Source organism: Polyangium jinanense, from assembly GCF_028435365.1.
This window is the reverse complement of sequence record NZ_JAGTJJ010000009.1, coordinates 191,918-207,780: the sequence shown is the minus strand read 5'-3', so window position 1 is coordinate 207,780 and position 15,863 is coordinate 191,918. Positions and strand designations below refer to the sequence as shown.

Below are 15,863 nucleotides of genomic sequence, written 5' to 3'. Positions count from 1 at the left end.
CATGTTCGAGAACATCGTGGCCGCGGCGCTCCGTCATCGCGGCGCCGTCCTGCTCGTCACCTTGATCGTGGCCGCGTTCGGGAGCTGGGCGTTCTCGGGGGTCACCATCGAGGCGTTCCCCGATCCGACCGACACCCAGGTCAACGTCATCACGCTCTACGCCGGGCAACCCGCGGAGGAGATGGAGCGCCAAGTCTCCGTTCCGATCGAGCGCGCCGTCAACGGCACGCCGGGGCTCGTGCGGGTCCGCGCGATCAACCTCTTCGGTTTGTCCTTCGTGACCCTCACGTTCGGCGACGGCATCGATCCGATCTTCGCCCGCGCGCAGACGACGGAGCGGCTCCGCAACGCCGAGCTGCCCGAGGGCGTGCGGCCTGAGCTCGGCTCGCTCTCCACGCCGATCGGCGAGATCTATCGGTACACGCTGTCGTCGGACAAACGCGACCCGCTCGAACTGCGCACACTGCAGGACTGGGTGGTGCGCCCGCGCCTGCTCCGCGTGCAGGGCGTGGCCGACGTCGTGAGTTACGGCGGCCTCGTGCGCGAGATCCAGGTCCACCCGGATCCCGGGGCGATGGCGGCCAAGGGCATCGGGATGAGCGAGCTCGTGGGTGCGCTCGAGGCCTCGTCGGAGAACGCGTCCGGCGGCATCGTGGAGCGGGGCGCCGAGGCGCTGGTCATCCGTAGCGAGGGCCTGTTCTCCGGCGCCGCGGACATCGGCCGGATCGCGGTGGCGACCCGTGGCGGCACGCCGATCTACCTCTCGGATCTCGCCAGCGTGCAGGAGGGATGGACGCCGCGGCAGGGCATCGTGGGGCGCGCGGACGATCCGGACGTGGTCGAGGGCATCATCCTCATGCGGCGCGGGGAGAACCCGAGCGAGGTGCTCTCCGCGGTACGAGCGAAGATCGACGAGCTGAACGGCAAGGTCCTGCCGCGCGGCGTGAAGATCTGGACCTTCTACGACCGCACGGAGCTCGTGTCGAAGACCCTCGAGACCGTGGCGAGAAACCTCGCCGAGGGCGCCGTGCTCGTCGTGCTCGTGCTCTTCGTGGTGCTGCTCGACCTGCGCGCGGCGCTGATCGTGGCGAGCGTGATCCCGATGTCCCTGCTCTCGGCCTTCATCTACCTGAAGGCGCGGGGCATGAGCGCGAACCTCATCTCCATGGGCGCGGTGGACTTCGGGATCATCGTCGACGGCGCGGTGGTGATCGTCGAGTCGATCGTGCACCGCATGTCGCACCACGCGCCCTCCGAGCCGCCCTCGGGCGCGCGCGAGCGCATCGAGCGGGCCGTCGGCGACGTGGTTCGTCCGACCGTGTTCTCGCTCCTGATCATCATCGCGGCGTACCTGCCGATCTTCCTCCTGCAACGTGTCGAGGGCCGGATCTTCGCGCCGCTCGCGCACACGGTGGTCGCGGCGCTCGTGGGCAGCTTGATCTTCTCGATCACGCTCGTGCCCGTGCTGGCGACGTTTGCGTACCGCAAACCGAGGCCACACCGCGAGTCGCCCGTGCTGCGCTGGGCGGCGCGGGTGTACGTGCCCACGCTGCGCGCGTCCTTGCGGCGACCGCTCGCGGTCCTGCTCCTCGCGACGGCCTCGCTCGGCGCGAGCGGGGTCCTGCTCGCCCGGCGTGGGAGCGAGTTCTTGCCCGAGCTCAACGAGGGCGCGCTTTACCTGACGTTCACTTTGCCCTCCAACGTTTCGCTCAGCGAGGGTCGCAGGCTCGCGCCGATCATCGCCCGGATCGTCGACGCGTTCCCGGAGGTCGAGGCGCGCGTGAGCCAGCTCGGCCGGCCCGAGGACGGCACCGATCCGACGATGTCGAACAACCTCGAGATGTTCGTGAAGCTCAAGCCCGCGGTGGAGTGGGGGCCGGACGCGCCCACGCTCGGCGCCCTCATCGCCAAGATGCAGGCCTCGCTCTCGGTCGTCCCCGGGCTCGAGGTGAACTTCTCGCAGCCCATCCGCGACAACGTGAACGAGAACATCTCGGGGCAGTTCGGGCAGGTGGCGCTGAAGATCTACGGCGACGATATGCCCAGGCTCCAGGAGGCCGCGGAAAACGCGAAACGCGCGCTCGCCGACGTGCCGGGCATCGCCGATCTCGGCATCGTCAAGAGCGGCGAGGTCCCGCAGGTCCGCATCCGGCCGAGCCGTGAGGCGCTCGGGCGATACGGTTTGTCGATGGAGGACGTGCAGGGCTTCGTGTCGACGGCGCTCGGGGGGCGCGCGGTCGGCAAGCTCTGGGAGGGCGATCGATCCTTCGACGTCGTGATCCGCTTCCCCGAGGCCTCGCGGGATTCGCTCGAGCAGATCGAGAACCTGCGCGTGCCGACGTCCTCGGGCGCGCTCGTGCCCCTCTCCTCGCTCGGCGAGATCGGCGTGGATTACGGGCGCGCCTCGATCAACCGCGAGAACGGGCAGCGCTACATCGGCGTGCGCATGAACGTGCGCGGGCGGGATCTCGGGTCGTTCGTGGACGACGCGCGCAAGGTAGTGGAGACGAAGGTGCCGCTCGAGAGCGGGATGAGCGTCGAGTGGGGAGGGGAGTTCGAATCGAAGGAGCGCGCGATGCGCAGGCTCGCGCTCGTCCTGCCCGTGGCGCTCCTGATCACGCTGGGGCTCCTGTTCAACGCCTTCCGATCGATGCCACTCGCGGTCCTCGTGCTGCTCAACGTGCCGTTCGCGCTCGTGGGCGGGGCCGTCGCGCTCTGGGCCTGCGACATGCCGCTCTCGATCGCGGCGGCCGTCGGGTTCATCGCGCTCGTGGGGCAGGCCTCGCTGAACGGCGTGCTCGTGCTCTCGGCGATCGTCGAGCGCAGGGCGCAGGGCCTCGGCCTCGACGAGGCGGTGATGGAGGGGGCGAAGGATCGCCTGCGGGCGGTGCTGATGACGGCGGCGCTCGCGGCGCTCGGGCTCTTGCCGGCGGCCGTGTCGAAGGCGATGGGCGCGGAGACGCAACGGCCGATCGCGGTCGTCATCGTGGGCGGCACCGTGTCGGCCGCGCTGCTCTCGCTCGTGGTCCTGCCCGTGATGTACAGGCTCGCCGTCGAGCTCTCCGACCGGGCGCGTCGCGCGTTTGCCTTGCGCCCGGCGCCCGTGGAGGCCTCCGGCGACGCCGAGTAGCCGAAGCCCGACGCGCGAGCTCACGCCTCGACGGCCTCCCCGCCGATCACCCGCAAAAACCCCTGTCCATGCGCCGCGACCCGGCCCTTTCCCATGCCCCGGATGCCGAGCAGCTCGTCGGCCGAGGCCGGCCGCAGCATCGCCATCTCCACGAGGGCGCGGTTCGGCGCGACCACGTACGCGGGGACGCCGAGCGCGAGCGCGCGTGCCCGCCGGTAGCGGCGCAGGGCCTCGAAGAGCTCCGGAGGCACGCCCGTGGGCGCCGCGGGGGGCGGCGGCTTCGTGGGCGTGTCGGGGTTTGTCGGCGGAGGCTCGGGTTCGTCCTCGAAGCGCGGCGGATCCCGCACCGTGTCGGGAGGCTCGGCCTCGACGCAGACGTCGCAGCGCCCGCAACCACCGTCGATCACGCGTGGATCGTCGCCGAAATGCCGGAGCAGGATCCGGTGGCGACAACTCTTGCCGTCGATGTACCGCACGAGCTCCGCGAGGCGCCCGAGCGCGCGAGATGCTTCCGCGCGCGGCGCGGGCGCGCCGTCGGGGCCGAGGCGGCAGAGTCTTCGCCGGAGCGCGAGATCTTTCGGCGTGACGATCAGCACCCCGCGCGCATCGTGCCCGTCGCGCCCCGCGCGCCCGACTTCCTGGTAATACGCCTCCAGCGATCCAGGCGTCTCCGCGTGCACGACGATCCGTACGTCGGGACGATCCACACCCATGCCAAACGCGTTCGTCGCGACGAGCACGCGTGTCTCGTGGGCCGCGAACGCCGCGGAAATCCGTGCACGCTCCGGCGCGGCCGTCCCTCCATGGTAGACGGGTGCGTCCCATCCATCCGCGCGCAGCGCCGCCGCGAGCGCCTCGGCCGACTTGCGCGTCGCCGTGTACACGATGCCCGCGCCCGGCCCGGAGAGCGCCTCGGCGAGCGCGCGCCGCACCTCCGCGAGGACCTCGCGCGGCGTCCGCACCCGCACCACGCGGAGCGCGAGGTTCGGTCGGAAAAACCCCCGCAGCACGGTGACGACCTTGCGCGGATCCCAGCCGAGCCGCCGCATGATCTCCCCGCGCGCGGCCCGCGTCGCCGTCGCCGTGCACGCGATCATGCGGGCCTTCCCGCGCTGGGCGAGCGCCTCGCCGATGCGCAGGTAATCGGGCCGGAAGTCGTGGCCCCACTGCACGATGCAATGCGCCTCGTCGATGGCCACGAGCGACGTCCCCGCTGCGGCGAGCGCCGCCGCGAGCCCCGCGTGCCCGAGCCGCTCAGGCGCGGCGTACACGAGCTTGAAGGCCCCTCTGCGGAGCGCGGCGAGGCGACGACCGTTCTCCTCGGCCGCGAGGGTCGACGCGAAAAACGTCGCTGGGATCCCGCGCGCTTCGAGGCCGCGGACCTGATCCTCCATGAGCGCTACGAGCGGCGAGACCACGAGCGCGGTGCCGCGGAGCGCGAGCGCGGGGAGCTGATAACAGAGCGATTTGCCGCCTCCGGTCGGCGCGACGAGCAGCACGCGGCCGCCCGCGTTTTCGGCGAGGAGCGCGTCGATCGCCTCGCGCTGGAAGGGCCGGAGCTCCGCGAAGCCGAAGTGGGCCGCGAGCAGGGCATCGAGATCGGGCAGGGGTGCTTTGGCGTTCACGAGCGCCGTCCCGAAGCGAGCGCCGTGCCGCGCGAAATCACCCTGGATCCGTCGGGGTTCGTCCCGAAGATCGCGCGCCGAAGAGGCGACGCCGCCATGGCGGACCCTGGCGGCCACCATGTGCTCTAGAATCTCGCCTCCATGTCGTTCGCCGGTTCCGACGAGCTGCTCTCCGCCTCCGCCCAGAAGCTCGCGTCCCTCATTCGCGAAGGGAAGCTTTCACCGGTCGATCTCGTCGACCTCTACATCACGCGCATCGAAGCGGAGAATCCCGCCCTCAACGCCGTCGTCGCCGATCGGTTCGAGCACGCGCGGCGGGAGGCGAGGGGAGCCGCGGACAAACTCGCGCGAAACCGCGCGGGCGAGCCATTGCCGCCGCTCTTCGGCGTGCCTTGCACCGTGAAGGAAGGCATCGCCGTCCTTGGCATGCCGCACACCGCAGGCGTTTTCGCCCGCAAGCACCTGCGCGCCGAGCAGGATGCGCGCGTCGTGCGCCGCGTGCGCGAGGCCGGCGCCGTCGTCCTCGGCGTGACGAACATGCCCGAAGGCGGACTCTGGCTCGAGACCGACAACCGCGTCTACGGCCGCACGAACAACCCCTGGGATCTCGCGCGCATCCCCGGCGGATCGAGCGGCGGCGAGGCCGCGATCCTCGCGGCCGGCGCGTCTCCGTTCGGCATCGGCTCCGACATCGCCGGCTCGATCCGCATCCCCGCCGCGATGTGCGGCGTGTTCGGCCACAAGCCCACGGGTGGCCTCGTCTCGAACCAGGGCTACTGGCCTGACGTGCCCGGCGCGCTCGACACGTTCCTCTGCACGGGCCCCATGACCCGCCGTGCCGAGGACCTCTGGCCGCTGCTCGGGCTCATGGCCGAGCGAACCCTCGAAGAGCAACCCGACACGATCGATCTCCGCGACGTCACCGTGTACCCGCTCGAAACGACGGGCGCGGCGCGCATCCGCCCGAGCAAGCGGCAGGCCGTGCGGCGCGCGGCCGCGGCGCTCGAAGCCCGCGGCGCGCGTATCGCAGAGCTCCGCACGCGCGGGCTCGAAAAAGCGCTCTTCATCTGGACCGCGATGATGGAGGAAGAGGCCGGCGCGCTGACGTACGGCGAGGTCCTCGGCAACGGTCGTCCGATCCGCATCGCGCGCGAGCTCCTCCGCGCGCCGTTCCCCTCCGCGCCGCACACGGTGCAGGCCCTCCTCGTCGCGGGCATCGAGGCGCTCCTGAAAAGCGTGCCCGCGCCGATCGCGACGTGGTCCACCGCGGGCAAACGCCTGCGCGAGGAGCTCGAAGCCGAGCTCGGCCCGCGCGGCGTGATCCTGCACCCGACGTACACACGCTCGGCACCGCGCCACTGGGAGCCGTTGCTCACGCCGCTCGACTTCGTCTGCACGGCCGTCTTCAACGTGCTCGCGTTCCCGGTCACGCAGGTGCCCGCGGGCTTCGACGAGATCGGCTTGCCCCTCGGCGTGCAGGTCGCAGGGAGGCGCAATGCGGATGCGCTCACCATCGCCGTCGCGCGTGCGCTCGAAGAAGACCTCGGCGGCTGGACGAAGGCGCGTCGAAAGACGCGAGGCCAGAGCCGCGCTACGATCGCACCGTGACGAGTCCACGTTTTCTCTATCTCCACGGCTTCGCCTCCGGTCCCCGCTCCAAGAAGGGCGTCGCCGTCGCCGAACACTACGGCCGCCGCGGCGTCGAGATCGACTGCCTCGATCTGCGTTTGCCCTCGTTCGAGCACTTGCGCGTCTCCGCGATGGTCGCCGAGGTTCGTCGCCGCATCGGCGGCGAACGGGATCGCGCCGTCCTCTTCGGTTCGAGCCTCGGCGGCCTCGTCGCGAGTCGCGTGGCCGAGATGGACGCGCGTGTCGCGGCCCTCGTGCTCCTCGCGCCCGCCTTCGACCTCTCGCGACGCTGGCGTGCGCGCCTCGGCGAAGAGGGCATGGCGCGCTGGGCCGAGACGGGATTCCTTTCGGTCGACGATCTCACGACGGGCGGCAAAGCCCGCGTCGACTACGGGTTTTTCCAGGACCTCGAAGCGGTGGACGGCAACGACGGCGTGCTCCCCGACGTGCGCGTCCCGACGCTGGTTCTTCACGGCACACGCGACGACGTCGTCTCGATCGATCGCTCGCGCGATTTCGCTGAAGGACGCCGTCACGTCACGCTGCACGAGCTCGACGATGGGCACGAGCTCATTGCATCGCTCCCTCACATCCTCTCCGCGTCGGAATCCTTCCTCGCGCCGTTCTTGGGCTCGGTTGCTCGCTCCTGAGTTGCCGCGTCTTCAATCCTCCATCATGCTTGACCTTCCTTGCCCGCGAGGGCGATCATCAACGCGCGCGGCGCACGCTGTGTCGCGGGGACCCCTTCCTCCAACCATCGCGTGCGGCCAGCGGGGGACACGCAGCGAGCTCGTCGACGTCATGCACGTTCGCGCCATGGAGCCATGAACGACGGTCGCCTCTCCGATGCCGCGCTCGGCGTCTTCCCCGAGCCGATCGCCATCGTCGACCGAGCCCTCTTGGTCCAGAAGGCCAACGCGGCCTGGACCACGACGTTCCCCGATTCCCCGCTCACCGAGCCCTCCCTCGCCGCCGCCCTCGCGAAGGTTCTCTCGGGTGAAACCCCGCGCGCCGAGGTCACGCTCGAAACTCGCCCCACGCCGCACGTCGTGACGATCGTGCCCGTGCCCGACGGCGATTCCCGCGCCGCGCTCGTGCACGCGCGCGCCGTCGTCCTACCCGCACGCGAATCCGCGCCGCGTTCGCGCGACGACCGGATCCCCGCGACGCTCCTGCGCCGCATCCTCGATCGCCTGCCCGTGACGGTCTCGCTCGTCGACGCCGAGGGCCGGAGCATCTTCTCCAACGAGACACGCGCTCGCTTGCTCGGCGCCGCCGCCAAGGAGGAACGCGAGAGCGGCACGCGCGCGCTTTTGATCGACCCGGCCGACGCTGACTTCGTGCGCGAGGTCGAAGCGCGGGTCCTCGCCACCGGCACCGAGGAGATCATCACGAGCGACGTGCCCACCGCGCTCGGCACGCGCTCGATGTTCTTCCACCTCATCCCCGTCGAGGGCGAGGGGCCCGAGGAGCGCCTGGTCCTCTGCGTGGGCCAGGACGTCACCGAGCAGCTCCGCGCCGAGCGGGATCTGCGCGAGCAGCAGGACTTCATCCGTCAGGTCATCGACAGCGATCCGAACCTGATCTTCGTGAAGGACGACTGCGGCACCTTCCTGCTCGCGAACAAGGCCTTCGCCGACATCTTCGGCAAGACGGTCGACGAGGTCGTCGGCCAGCACGAGCGCGACCTCAACGAGCGCAGGCGGGCGGATACCTTCCTGGGCATCGACCATCAGGTCCTCGGCACGCTCGAAGAGCGCATGGTCGAGGAGCTCGTACACTGGCACACGGGCGAAGAGCGCTGGTACCAGACGACGAGGCGCCCGCTCGTCCGGCCGAACGGCGAGGTGAACGTGCTCGGCTGCAGCGTCGACATCACCACGCGCCTCGAGACCCAGCGCAAGCTCGAAGAGGCCGCGACGGAGGTCGAGCGGCGCGCCGTCGAGGCCTTCCGCCAGGCCGAGGCCAAGGCCGCGCTCGTCGACGAGCTCGACCAGAAGCTCGCCATCATCGAGGCCCAGCACCAGGAGATCCTCACGCTCTCCGCGCCGCTGCTTGAGGTGGCCGCGGGCGTGCTCGCCGTCCCCATCGTCGGCGGGATGACGCAGACCCGCGCCGAGGAGATCATGCACCGCCTGCTCGCGGCCATCGTCGAGCGGCAGGTCGCGAGCGTCGTTCTCGACCTCACGGGCCTCGAGACGATCGAGACCCACACCGCCGATCACCTGATGAGCATCGTGCGCGCCATTCGGTTGCTCGGCGCCGACGCGGTCATCAGCGGCATCCGGCCCGCCGTCGCCCAGACCATCGTCGAGCTCGGCATCGACCTCTCCGGCTTCGTCACGAAACGCACCCTGCGCGCGGCGATCTTCTCGCGCGAAGTGGCGCGGAGTGCGGCCCCGCCACGTAGGCGCTGATCCCTCATTGACGCCTCCTGCCCATTCCGATGTTCTCCGCGGGGGAGCTTCGGAGGCAGAGGCATGCAAAAATACGATGTCATCGAATGGTCCCGCCGCGTCCTGCCCGTGCTCGGCGTGATCGCGCTCGCCGGATGTGGCGGGTCCGAGCCGGTCGAGCCCGACGGGCTCGTCTGCGCGGCGCCTGCCACGACCCCGCTCCCCGCGAGCCCGGCGAGCCCGCTTTCCTGGAAAGGGCCGGGCGGCCCGGCGCAGACGTATTCGACGGACGTCCTCGGGGTGAATTGCGCATTCCTCGACGGCGGCCCCGAGGACGATACGGATCACCACAACACCGTCACCATGCTCGACGGTCACCTCGTCATGCCGTGGGCGCCCGAGTGGGGCGGCGGCGGCCTGTCCACGTATCGCTTCGACGACCCCTGCACGCCCACGCAAGTCGGCACGAGTTTCTCGCCGCTCATGCGCGAAACCCACGCGGCCGGGTTTGCCCGGATGAACGGCTGGAAGGCCGTCGTCAATGGCGTGAACGGCATTCAATTCTGGGATCTCGCGAATCCCGAGGCGCCCACGGTCACGAGTGATCTCACGTTCCGCGGCGTCTTCTGGCCCGACGCGTACGCGCGCGTCGTCCTCTCGGTCTTCTGGCAAGCCCCATACGTCTACGTCGCCGCGGCCGACAATGGCATCTTCGTCGTCGACGCGACCGACCCGGCCAAACCGATTCCCATTACAAAATTGAAGTTCGACCCGCCGCTGCGTGCCGGCGCCATCTTCGCCGTGGGCAACCTGCTCGCGGTCATGGCTGCCGAAGGATCACGCACCGCGCTGCTCGACATCGGCGATCCCGCGCGGCCCACGCCCATCCCCGGCGGCACGTTCGAGATAGAGGACGGCGCGGGCATCCGGCAGGAGGCCTATCACGCCCATTTGAACGGCGACAAGACCTGGTACGCCCGCAAATCCGGCGGCGGCGGCGTCATCATCTACGACATCGGAAACCCCGAGGCGCCGAAATACCTCGGCGATTACCACGCGCCCGACGGAAACGGCGGGTACGTCTTCCTCAAGGAAAACGTGGCGTTCGTCGGCGAGAGCCATTTCGCCGAGGCGGTCGACGTCTCCGATCCGACGAAGCCCACGCTGCTCCGCCGCTTCAACCTCACGGGTGACCTCGACACGATCATCCCCATCGGCAACGTCGTCGTCTTGAGCGTCGACGACAAGGCCGAGGAGGACCACGGCAGCGCCGTCGCGCCGTTCCTCGAAACCCCCGATTCGCGCGGGCCCGAGGTGACCATGGTGAACCCGCGCGACGGCGCCACGGCGCAGCCGCTCACGACGCGCATCGGCCTCACGTTTGGTGAGTTCGTCGATCTCGGCTCGCTCTGGGAGGGCTCGTTCATCGTCCGCAAGGTCGGCACGAACGAGCCCATCAAGGGCCAGTATTCGGGGCAGGAGGGCATCGTGAATTTCTGGCCCGCCTCGCCGCTCGAACCCGACACCGAATACGAGGTCGTCGTGCCCGCCGGCGGCGTCGTCGATTTCAACGGCAATCCCACGGCGACCGAGTTCCGCTCGACGTTCAAGACCGGCCCCTGCTTCCTCCCGCCGCCGCCCCCGCCCTACTCGGAGGAGGAGGAAGAATGAGAACGACACGCGCGCGCGCCGCCGTTCCCCTCGGGATCGCGCTCGTCGGGGCCGCCCTCGCGTCCTGCGGTGACGAGGGCTCGCAAAAACCGCCGTCGCCCGAGCCGTTCGCGCTGAGCCCGATCGAGGGTCCTGCGGTCGCCTACGTCGGCGACAACACCTGTTTTTCGCTCACGGTCACGGGCGGCCCGACGGCCGAGGTCGCTTGGAACCTCGGCGACGGGACGGCCATTCCCCCGGCCACCCTGTTTACCAAGGTTTGTCACGTCTATACGCAGCCCGGCCGTCGCCTCCTCGGCGCGACCGCGATCTACGCGGGGCAGAAGCTCGTCGTCACCCGTGGCGTGGCCGTGGTGCCGAAGCCCATGGCGATCCGGCCGAACACGTCGAGCACGATCGTCCACGACACCAAGCACAGCCACCTCTGGGTCGCGAATACAGATCACGATCACGTGGCGCGGCTCGACAAGGAGCTGCCGGCCTCCGCCCCTCAGCCGCTCGTGCATTGCGACGCGCCACGCACGCTCGCGATCTCGGGCGCGACCCTCGCGGCGGCTTGCCAGGGCGACGGCACGGTCGTGTTTTTCGACCTCGACAAGCAAGAAACGAGCGGAAAGGTCGAATTCGGTCCGGGCAGCGCGCCGTTCGGCGTCGTCGCCGATCCGCGCAGCGAGGGCACGTTTTTCGTGACGCTCTCGGGCACGGGCGAGCTCGCCGCCGTCCGCGCCGAGGGGAACCAGATCCTGTCGAGGGTTTCCGTTTTTCCGGACGTACGCGGCGTCGCGGCCATCGCGGACGGGACGGTGCTCGTCACGCGCTGGCGCGCGACAGCCGACGGCGCGAACGTGGCCGTGATCGACGCGACGAACCCGGCGGCGCTCGCGGTGGGCGAGCCGCTCCTTCTCCCGCCCGACGTCGGGCTCGACAGCGACACGAACAACAGCGGCGTACCGAGCTTCTTGAACCAGGTCGTCCCCTCGCCCGACGGTGGCCGCGCCATCGTCCCCTCGCTCCGCGCGAACACCGTGACGGGATTGTACCGGACGGGCAAACCGCTGAGCTTCGAGACGACCGCGCGCGCGATCCTCACCGAGATCGAGCTCGGCGGGCCCACGGAAAAACCGTTCGAGCGCAAAGCCGGGCGGTATGCGTTCGACGATCTCGATTTCGCCTCGGCGGCCGTCTTTTCCCCCGAGGGCGACGTGATCTACGTGGCGATCCAGGGCGCCGAGCGCGTCGAGGTGCGCGACGCCGTGAGCTTCGACGTCGCCGGCTCGATCGACGACGTGGGCCACGCGCCCGACGGTCTCGCCCTGAGCGAAGACGGAAAGACGCTCTGGGTGCACGCGTCACTCTCGCGCGAGGTGCGCGTCTACGACGTCAGCGATCTGTCGAGCCCGCCCGTTCCGCTCGGCCAGGTCGCCACCGCGACCGTCGAGCCGCTGTCCGACGAGGTTTTACGGGGCAAACGTATTTTCTACAGCAGTCGCGATCCCCGCATGAGCCGCACGAGCTACATGTCCTGCGCCTCGTGCCACCTCGACGGGGAAGGGGACCATCTCGTCTGGGATTTCACGCAGCGAGGCGAGGGCCTGCGCAATACGATTCCGCTCGCAGGGCGGGCGGGCACGGCGCACGGGCCGCTGCACTGGAGCGCCAATTTCGACGAGGTGCAGGACTTCGAGCACGACATCCGCGGCCCCATGGGCGGAGCGGGATTCTTGCCGGACGACGTCTTCCATTCGGGGATGATCGATCAGACGCTCGGCGCACCGAAAGAAGGTTTGTCCTCGGAGCTCGACGCGCTCGCCACCTACGTCGCCTCACTTGGCTCGTTCGGCAAGAGCCCGTACCGCTCGAACGATCCCGCCGCTCTGGCCTCGCGCCAGAAGGGCAAGGACATCTTCTTCTCGGCCGAGGCAGGCTGCTCGACGTGCCACGCGCCGCCCCATTTCACGGACAGCGCGCTCAAGGCCGACAAGAACTACGTGCTCCACGACGTCGGGACGCTCGGGCCAGGCTCCGGATCGAGGCTCGGGAGCCCGCTCCCCGGGCTCGATACACCGACGCTGCGCGGGCTCTGGAAGAGCGCGCCTTATCTGCACGACGGCTCTGCCCCCACGCTCCGCGCCGTGCTCCGGGATCGCAATGCCACGGATCAGCACGGCAAAACGAGCCACCTCGACGACGCGGGTCTCGACGACCTCGAGCGATATTTGCTCACCATCGACGACGACGAACCCTGAACACGAAAAAGGCCGCGGCCGGACACGGTTTCATGTCCTCGCCGCGGCCCTGCTTCAACGGCCCGTGTCAGCTCGGCCGAACTCAGCTTTTGTTCGAGCTGCCGCTGCTGCCGCTGCTGCCGCCGCCGCCCGACTCCTCGGCCTGCTTGCCTTCCTCGATGAGCTCGCGCACGCGCTGGCCACCCTTGTGACCGATCTCGGAGTAGAACTCGGAGCCACGCTCGTCACGGACAGTCTCGCCGCCCTTGCGTCCCGCCTCCTCGACCGTCATTTGGCCCTTCTTCTGCTCCTGTGCCATGACGCACTCCCTTTCGAGTCGAAGGTCGTTTGTCACGGTGATCCACGACGGGCGGCCCATCCGCACCGTCGCGTCCCCCGCGTCACCTTCCACACGCGGTTCTCTGGGGTGCGGTCCCTCGAACGTCGAGCGGTCGCCTTACCAATTCGTAAGGCCCTCGAAGGGTCGTCCCGGTCCGGTCGGTTTGTCCGCGGACACCCGGGCCCGCTTGCCCTAGGTTCTGCGCGTCCGACGGAGCTCGGCGCCAATCGCCGCTTCGAGCGCGCTGCCGAGATCGGCGCGCACGATCGCCGGCGCAAAATCGAGGCCCTGCTGCACAGCCGTACGTGCCGCAGCCGCCGACACGCCGCATAGCACGACCCGTGCCCCGAGGAGCGACAGGGCCCTCGCAATGCGAACGAGGCCCTCCGCCACGACGGGATCGATCGCCAAGGCCCCCGTGATGTCGAGGATCACCGTGCGCGCGCCCGCCGCGGCCACCCGCGCGAGCACGCGCTCCTCGGCCTGCGCGAGCATCGTGGCGTCGAGCGCGCCCGCAATCGGGACGAGCAGGACGCCACGATACACCTCGAGGACGGGCGCGGAGAGCTCCTGCACCGCCGCGAGCAGCCGCTCCTGCTCCGCGCGCGCCTCCTCCAGCTCCTTCACGCGCGCCTCGAGCTCGCGCCCGCGCAGCACGAGCTCCTCTCGCCGCGCCTCGTCCCGCTCGCGGCTCCGGCGCAGCTCCCGCGCCACGCGCGCCACCATGTTCGCCACGATGCCGAGCTCGTCCGTGCGATCGATGAAAGGCAGCTCGTCGTACTGACCGCGCAGAACGCGGCTCATCCGCGAGCCGATCCAGCGGAGGAGGTCCATCTCCTCGTCGACGAGCCGCGCGGCGAGCGGCGGCTTCTGGTGTACGTCCCCTGCCTCGTGGCTCATCGGACGGCGCTCATTCCTGCCAGCGCGTGTCGAACGTGCAGAAAGGATCCCCTCGCCTCACGCACGTCGAATGCGCGATCTCCACGTCGTACGCGTCGAGCGCCTCGATGAACCCGCGCAGCCCGCCGATCTCGAAATGGCAATTGAAGGGTTGATGCGACTCGACGATCGCATGCCGCTCGCCCTTCATGGCGGCGCGCCACGTGCCGCTGTCGCCCCGCGTCGCGAATTTCCACATGGTCGGGAGCTGGACCATGAAATCGGCCGGCGTCTTGATCCCGAGGCCGTGGAGCTGGGTGCGGAACATGAAATAGATGTTCCGGCCGATGAGCTCGGGGAGCGCGGGATCCCGGTCTTCGAGCTTGTTGAGAATCGTTTCGAGGTCCTGGCCGAGATACCAGGCCTCCGGATCGATGTTTCGACACGCCGCGACATATTCCGGCGGGACGTCGTCCCCGCCGACGGTCACGAGCATGGTAAAGAGGCTTCCCAGCGTCAGCGTCGGCCCAGAGCGATCGTCCATTCCGGGATCGGCGTGGGGGCGTAGCTCCAGGGGCGCATAACGCGAAAAGCGATCCATGCGTGCAATCCTTTGACGCGTGGGATCGGGCGTCAAGGAAAATGCGCGATCGACCGGGAATCAGTAATGTTGGTCGAGGATGGCAGGATCCGTCGTCACGGAGAATACTTCATTGCAGCGACGGCAGCGGTATTTCACCTTGGTAGGCCGCGCCGAGATGCCAAAGAAGAGGCGGAGATACCCGGACATCGTGTAGACGCCCTCGGGGCTTACGAGATGGTGCTCGCGGCCGTGGCCGCACGAGCAGGTCCGGGCCTTCGACGTGGTGTCGATCGTGGGTTCCTGGGTCATGGTCACTCCACTCGGATATAGCGCTGCACGAAGGTCGAGCCACCGCGCGTATCACGCACGACGCCCCAGATCTGGTAAAGGCCGGGCTCGGCAGGCGGCATCCATTTCGTGCTGTGCTCGTCTTTGTAACCCTCGGTGACGCCGCTGATGAGCGAGATCCCGCCACCCGTGAGGTCGCCCGCTTCGACCAGCCAGTCGACCCAGACCGCCTCGTAAATCTGCTTGCCGTCGACCATTTCGCCCGGATCGATCTCGGCGATGCTGGGCTCGACGATGAGGTCGATCTCGTATTCGGTGCAATTTTCGTAAGGGTCGCCCGCGAAGCAGCCGACGTCCCGGCGCTCGTCGACCGTGGAGGGGCACGCCTTGACCGTCGGGGCCTGGCTGAGATCCTCGGGAATGGGCTCGCCGTTGAGCGTCATTCCGCTGACGGGCGGGTTCTGGTTCGTGCGGCCGTCCTCGAACGTGTAGATCTGAGCAAACCCGGGGACGAAGCTGTCGGCGGCGAGGCGATTGCCCTCGGGATCGAAGCAGCCGAACGGGAAGAAGCCCGCTTTGCCCGAGGGGTCGAGCTCGATCGGCTTGATTTCGCCAGCGCACGCGAAGAAAAACACGAATTGCAGGCCGTATTTCGAGCCGCCGTCCGGCGCCGGGCGCTGGGAGAGGATGTCCTCGGGAATCGTGGTCGTGAACGTCGGGCCGAAGCCGATGAGTCCGGGCGGGGGCATGCCGCCGCTCTGGCCGAGGCTCTGGAACGTCTGCAAGAGCTGCGGGAAGCAGCCGTAATAGAGGTCGCCCGGCGGGTTGTAACAGCCGCCGATCCAGAGGATCTGGACGGGGCGCGGGCCGTCGCCCTCGGGGTCGGGGTAGCCGTCGTAGAAGCTCATGTCGAAGCGGACTTCCTCGCCCGGCTGCGCGTAGGGTTTGTCCGCAGTGACGGCAAAGATGCGCAGGCCATTGACGAGGTTCGACGACACCCAGCCAGGCGAGCAGCCCGCGGATACGATCGGAGCGGCGAGCGTCGCGGCGGCGAGCGCCCCGAGCACGTGACGTCGGAAACCGCGTGTCTGCTTCAT

The 15,863-nt window shown here is 69.2% G+C and carries 12 protein-coding genes; 6 read left to right on the top strand and 6 right to left on the bottom strand.

Annotation, left to right across the window (positions count from 1 at the left end; genetic code table 11):
- Nucleotide 1 precedes the first annotated feature (1 nt).
- Nucleotides 2-3,130, top strand: a complete 3,129-nt coding sequence (locus KEG57_RS19925; RefSeq protein ID WP_272422646.1) for an efflux RND transporter permease subunit — start codon at nt 2-4, stop codon at nt 3,128-3,130.
- 20 nt (nt 3,131-3,150) lie between these two features.
- Here the strand turns inward: KEG57_RS19925 and KEG57_RS19920 are convergent, their stop codons facing one another.
- Complete coding sequence (locus KEG57_RS19920; protein WP_272422645.1) at nt 3,151-4,875, bottom strand: RecQ family ATP-dependent DNA helicase; 1,725 nt, start codon at nt 4,873-4,875, stop codon at nt 3,151-3,153.
- Nucleotides 4,876-4,896: 21 nt separating this feature from the next.
- On the opposite strand from KEG57_RS19920, the gene KEG57_RS19915 reads away from it, so the two are divergent.
- The 5 genes from KEG57_RS19915 (at nt 4,897) to KEG57_RS19895 (ending at nt 12,697) form a co-directional block, all read left to right on the top strand.
- On the top strand, nt 4,897-6,363 hold the full coding sequence (locus KEG57_RS19915) for an amidase (protein ID WP_272422643.1): 1,467 nt from the start codon (nt 4,897-4,899) through the stop codon (nt 6,361-6,363).
- Nucleotides 6,360-7,034 carry a YqiA/YcfP family alpha/beta fold hydrolase gene (locus KEG57_RS19910; RefSeq protein WP_272422642.1) on the top strand — a complete coding sequence of 225 codons (675 nt, stop codon included), beginning with the start codon at nt 6,360-6,362 and terminating at the stop codon, nt 7,032-7,034. Before KEG57_RS19915 ends, KEG57_RS19910 begins: the two co-directional genes overlap by 4 nt.
- Nucleotides 7,035-7,208: 174 nt before the next feature.
- Nucleotides 7,209-8,801 carry a PAS domain-containing protein gene (locus KEG57_RS19905; protein WP_272422641.1) on the top strand — a complete coding sequence of 531 codons (1,593 nt, stop codon included), beginning with the start codon at nt 7,209-7,211 and terminating at the stop codon, nt 8,799-8,801.
- A gap of 63 nt (nt 8,802-8,864) precedes the next feature.
- Nucleotides 8,865-10,451 (top strand): Ig-like domain-containing protein, encoded by a 1,587-nt coding sequence (locus tag KEG57_RS19900; RefSeq protein WP_272422640.1) that lies wholly within the window; start codon nt 8,865-8,867, stop codon nt 10,449-10,451.
- Nucleotides 10,448-12,697 carry a c-type cytochrome gene (locus KEG57_RS19895; RefSeq protein WP_272422639.1) on the top strand — a complete coding sequence of 750 codons (2,250 nt, stop codon included), beginning with the start codon at nt 10,448-10,450 and terminating at the stop codon, nt 12,695-12,697. The genes KEG57_RS19900 and KEG57_RS19895 overlap by 4 nt, the downstream gene beginning before the upstream one ends.
- Before the next feature lie 82 nt (nt 12,698-12,779).
- On the opposite strand, the gene KEG57_RS19890 is transcribed toward KEG57_RS19895, so the two are convergent.
- The 5 genes from KEG57_RS19890 to KEG57_RS19870 all read right to left on the bottom strand — a co-directional run bounded on the left by KEG57_RS19890 (nt 12,780) and on the right by KEG57_RS19870 (nt 15,863).
- On the bottom strand, nt 12,780-12,995 hold the full coding sequence (locus KEG57_RS19890; RefSeq protein WP_272422638.1) for a KGG domain-containing protein: 216 nt from the start codon (nt 12,993-12,995) through the stop codon (nt 12,780-12,782).
- Nucleotides 12,996-13,208: 213 nt separating this feature from the next.
- Nucleotides 13,209-13,916 (bottom strand): STAS domain-containing protein, encoded by a 708-nt coding sequence (locus KEG57_RS19885; RefSeq protein ID WP_272422637.1) that lies wholly within the window; start codon nt 13,914-13,916, stop codon nt 13,209-13,211.
- Between the two features lie 10 nt (nt 13,917-13,926).
- Nucleotides 13,927-14,496 (bottom strand): hypothetical protein, encoded by a 570-nt coding sequence (locus KEG57_RS19880; protein WP_272422636.1) that lies wholly within the window; start codon nt 14,494-14,496, stop codon nt 13,927-13,929.
- 60 nt (nt 14,497-14,556) lie between these two features.
- Nucleotides 14,557-14,787, bottom strand: a complete 231-nt coding sequence (locus KEG57_RS19875; RefSeq protein ID WP_272422635.1) for a hypothetical protein — start codon at nt 14,785-14,787, stop codon at nt 14,557-14,559.
- Nucleotides 14,788-14,789: 2 nt separating this feature from the next.
- On the bottom strand, nt 14,790-15,863 hold the full coding sequence (locus KEG57_RS19870) for a hypothetical protein (protein ID WP_272422634.1): 1,074 nt from the start codon (nt 15,861-15,863) through the stop codon (nt 14,790-14,792).